The organism is Pseudonocardia pini (assembly GCF_013870575.1).
GTDB lineage: Bacteria > Actinomycetota > Actinomycetes > Mycobacteriales > Pseudonocardiaceae > Pseudonocardia > Pseudonocardia pini.
The window spans coordinates 1-4545 of sequence record NZ_JACBXB010000440.1 but is presented as its reverse complement, the minus strand read 5'-3'; the positions used below and the strand labels follow the sequence as shown (position 1 = coordinate 4545).

The window sequence follows — 4545 nt, the reverse complement described above, 5'->3', positions numbered from 1 at the left end:
CGCCGTCGGGCCCGACGCCGTGACCTGCCAGCGGGCGCTCGCCGACGCCGTCGCCGCGCACCCCGGCTGGACGACCGAGACCCTGCACGAGAGTGCCGTTCGGGCACAGCACCTGGAGGCACCGTGACCGAGCTCGACCTGGTGTTCCGCGCTCGCCGGGTGATCACGGCGTACGGCGAGGTCGACCGCTGCGTGGGCGTCAAGGACGGCGAGATCGTGGTGATCGAGCCGTACGACTATGCGCTCGAGGCGCGCGAGACCGTCGAGCTGGGCGAGGACGAGGTCCTGCTGCCGGGGCTCGTCGACACCCACGTGCACGTGAACGAGCCCGGTCGCACCGAGTGGGAGGGCTTCGCCTCCGCCACCGCGGCCGCGGCACTCGGCGGGGTCACCACGCTCATCGACATGCCGCTCAACTCCATCCCGCCGACGATCGACGTCGCGGCCCTGGAGGTCAAGCGCAAGGCGGCCGAGACCCAGTCCCATGTGGACGTCGGGTTCTGGGGCGGGGCGGTGCCCGGCAACGAGAACGAGCTCCGCGGCCTGCACGACGCCGGCGTGTTCGGCTTCAAGTGCTTCCTGTTGCACTCCGGTGTGGACGAGTTCCAGCCGCTCCCTCCGGAGGACCTCGAGGGCGTGCTCACCCGGATCGCCGCGATGGGCTCGCAGCTGATCGTGCACGCCGAGGACTCCGACGCGATCGACCGCGCCGAGACACCGCACGGCGAGCTGTACGAGAACTTCCTCGCCTCCCGCCCGCGCGGCGCCGAGAACCTCGCGATCGCCTGGCTGCTCGAGCGCGCCCGCTGGACCGGGGCGCGGGTGCACGTCCTGCACCTCTCCAGCTCCGACGCCCTGCCCATGCTGGCGAGCGCCCGCCGCGACGGGGTGCACGTGACCGTCGAGACCTGCCCGCACTACCTCACGTTCAACGCCGAGGAGGTCCCCGACGGCGCCACGCAGTTCAAGTGCTGCCCGCCCATCCGGGAGGCCGAGAACCGCGAGCTGCTGTGGGAGGGGCTGGGGGCGGGGGTGATCGACATCGTGGTGTCGGACCACTCCCCCTGCACCGCGGACCTCAAGCACCTCGACACCGGCGACTTCGGCACGGCGTGGGGCGGCATCGCGTCGCTGCAGGTGGGGCTGCCCGCCGTGTGGTCCGGCGCCCGGGTCCGCGGCCACGCGCTCACCGACGTGGTCGAGTGGATGGCCGCCGGGCCCGCACGGCTGGCGGGCCTGCCGCACAAGGGAGCCATCGCGTTGGGGAACGACGCGGACTTCTGCGTCTTCGCCCCGGACGCCGCGTTCGTGGTCGACGCCCACCGGCTCGCCCACCGCAACCCCGTCACCCCCTACGACGGCCGCGCACTGTCCGGGGTGGTCCGGCAGACGTGGCTGCGGGGGTCCAGGATCGACGTATCCACGCCACCGCGTGGACGCCTACTTCGACGAGGAGACCGATGACCCGGCCCACCACCCGTACCCCTGCCCGGCCCACGGGCCGAGAGGCGGCCCGTCTCGACGGGCCGGACATGGACGCGGAGTTCGTCCGGCTGCCGGACCTCGCCGCGCGGCGCCTGGGCGGTGCGGTGGTGGCCGCCAACGACGACTTCTTCGCCGACCGCGCCGCGCTCGTGATGCCGGGCCCGGTGCAGCCCCGCACGGAGTTCGGCTACCGCGGCAAGGTCTACGACGGCTGGGAGACCCGCCGCCGCCGCGAGCCCGGTTCGGACCACGCGATCGTCCGGCTGGGCATCCCGGGGATCGTGCACGGCGTCGTCGTCGACACCTCGTACTTCCGCGGCAACTACCCGCCGGAGATCTCCGTCGAGGCCACCGCGCTCGAGGACTACCCGGGCGAGGCCGAGCTGGCCGCGGCCGAGTGGGAGACCATCGTGGACCGCGCGCCCGCGAAGGGCGACCGTCCCAACGTCTACGAGGTCACCAGCAGGCACCGCTGGACGCACGTCCGGCTGACCATCCACCCCGACGGCGGCGTGGCCCGGTTCCGGGTCCACGGCGAGGCGGTGGTGGACCCGCGGCTGCTGCACGGCACCGTCGACCTGGCGGCGCAGGACCGCGGCGGACTCGTCGTGACCTGCTCGGACATGTTCTTCTCCTCCCCCGCCAACCTGTTGCTGCCCGGGCCCGCCCGCACCATGGGCGAGGGCTGGGAGACCGCGCGTCGGCGGGACTCCGGCAACGACTGGGTGATCGTGAAGCTCGCCGGGGTCAGCAGGCTGCGGGACATCGAGTTCGACACCACCCACTTCGTGGGCAACGCCCCCGGGGAGGTGCAGATCTCCGGGACCCGTGTGGAGGGGGACATCGCGCCCGAGGCGCTGGTCGCGCGCCTGTGGACGCCGGTCGTCCCGCGGCGGAAGGTCCGCCCGGACACCCCGCACCGCTTCCGGATCGCCCCCGGGGCGGGCACCGTCACCCACCTGAAGATCGACATCTTCCCCGACGGCGGCTTCGCCCGGCTCCGCGCCAACGGCGAGCTGGTGGACAGCGCCGTGGAGAAGGCGGCGGCCCACTGGCTGGACGCCCTGCCGCCCATGCACCTGCGAGACGCCCTGACCGGCGCGGCCCTCGACCCCGCCCTGATCAACGGCGCCCTCCGGGTGGCCCGCCAGCCCGGGGTGGAATGGCCGCAGGAGCTCCTGGACGCCTTCGCCCCCCGCCGCCTCTGACCCCACCCGCGTCATGGAGCCACGACTGTCGTTCCGACCCTCCGGAACGACGGTCATGGCTCCGTGATGCGGTGGGTCTTGGCGGCCAGGCGCCACACGCGGTCGCGCGAGAACGGCTGCTCGTACGGGCGGACGCCCAGGGCGCGGCGGATCGCGTTGCCGATGGCGGGCGCGACGGGGTTGTACGGGGACTCGCTCATCGACTTCGCGCCGTAGGGGCCGAGGTCGTCGCTCGTCTCCGCGAAGTACACCTCGGTGTCGGGGATGTCCGCCATCTGCGGCACCCGGTAGGTGCGGAACACCGGGTTGAGCACCTCGCCGGCCTCGCCGATCATGACCTCCTCGTACAGGGCCGACCCGATCCCCTGTGCCACACCGCCTTCCACCTGCCCGCGGCACTGCTCGGGGTTCATCACGGTCCCCGCGTCGGCGGCGTGGACGGACTGCAGGATCCGCACCTCCCCCGTCTCCGTGTCGACGGCGACGCGGACCCCGTGGACGTTCGCCGCCAGTGACCGCGCGTCCCCGAACTCCGCCCCCGTGGCCCGCAGCCCCTCCGGAACGAGCTCGGCGAACGGGACCAGCCGCTCGCCGACCCGCACGCCGTCGCGCTCCAGCCGCCCCCCGCCCGCCCGCTCGAGGAGCTGCTCCCGCAGTGCGAGCGCCGCACCGTGCAGCGCCTTGCCCGCCACCGTCGTGCCCGCCGAGGCGAAGGCCCCGGTGTCGTACTCGACGACGTCGGTGTCCGAGCCCCGCAGCACGATCCGGTCCACCGTGGTGTCCAGCGCCGTCGCGACGATCTGCGCGTGCACGGTGTGCGTGCCGTTGCCGAACTCCGTGGTCCCGACGTCGATGCGGTACGTGCCCTCTGCGTCGACCGCGACCGAGGTGCGCGCGACGTGCCCGAACGGCGCCATCGTGGCGATCAGCGCGAGCGCCATCCCCTCGCCGACCTGCCACCGCTCGCCCTCGGGCGCGGCGACCCCGTTCCCCCTGGCCAGCGCGGCCTGCGTGAGGTCGAGGCACTGGTCGAGCCCGTAGCTGCCCCAGACCAGGTCCGCCTCGGGCTCCGCGTGCTGGGCGACGTGGAGCGGCTCGCCCTCCCGCACGACGTTGCGCCGACGGAGCTCGAAGGGGTCGATGCCCAGCTCGACGGCCAGCTCGTCCATCGCCGACTCGACGCCCAGGATCACCTGTCCGAGCCCGTACCCGCGGAAGGCGCCCGACGGGACGTTGTTCGTGTAGACCACCTCGGCGTCGACGCGCTTGACCGGACACCGGTACACGCTGATCGACTCCGCGATCGCGTGGAACAGCACGCCCCGGGAGTGGTTGCCGTAGGCGCCGGTGTCCGACAGGACGTCGACCTTCATCGCCGTCAGCACACCGTCCCCGGTGGCGCCCAGGGTGACGCCGACCCGCATCGGGTGGCGGACCGACGTCCGCTGGAACTCGTCCGTGCGGGACAGCTCGTAGGCGACCGGCCGCCCGGTCCGCAGCACCGCGAGCCCCACCAGGTCCTCCGCGAAGACCTCCTGCTTCCCGCCGAACCCGCCGCCGACGCGGGCGGTGTGCACCCGAACGCGCTCCTCGGGCAGCTCCAACAGCCGGGCCAGCTCGCGCCGGGCGAGGAACGGGACCTGCGTGCTCGCGCGGATCACCAACCGCCCCTCGTCGTCGAGCCTGCCGAGGGCGCCGTGCGTCTCGAGCTGGGCGTGGCTCACCCGCTGGGTCCGCCAGGTGCCCGAGACCGTGACCGGGGACGCGGCGAGAGCCTCGTCCGGGGAGCCGCCGTGGCCTGCGTGGACGGCGAGCACCACGTTGCGACCCGCCTCGTCCACCCGGTCCGCGG

Annotated in this window: 3 protein-coding genes; 2 read left to right on the top strand and 1 reads right to left on the bottom strand. The window is 73.6% G+C overall.

Features of this window, described 5'->3' with window-relative positions:
- Positions 1-123: 123 nt before the first annotated feature.
- Both allB and alc read left to right on the top strand, forming a co-directional pair.
- Entirely contained in the window at positions 124-1464 is a 1341-nt protein-coding gene (gene allB, locus H5J29_RS21725; protein ID WP_181782890.1) for an allantoinase AllB, read from the top strand.
- A 68-nt stretch (positions 1465-1532) separates the two neighbouring features.
- Positions 1533-2693: an allantoicase gene (gene alc, locus H5J29_RS21720; protein ID WP_181782891.1), complete on the top strand. Its 1161-nt coding sequence runs from the start codon at positions 1533-1535 to the stop codon at positions 2691-2693.
- 53 nt (positions 2694-2746) lie between these two features.
- Here the strand turns inward: alc and H5J29_RS21715 are convergent.
- On the bottom strand, positions 2747-4545 hold a 1799-nt coding region (locus tag H5J29_RS21715), incomplete at its 5' end, for a xanthine dehydrogenase family protein molybdopterin-binding subunit (protein WP_181782889.1).

Excerpts from the sequence above, each read along its gene's own strand:
- alc (WP_181782891.1), top strand. The coding sequence starts at position 1,533 with ATGGACGCGGAGTTCGTCCGGCTGCCGGACCTCGCCGCGCGGCGCCTG.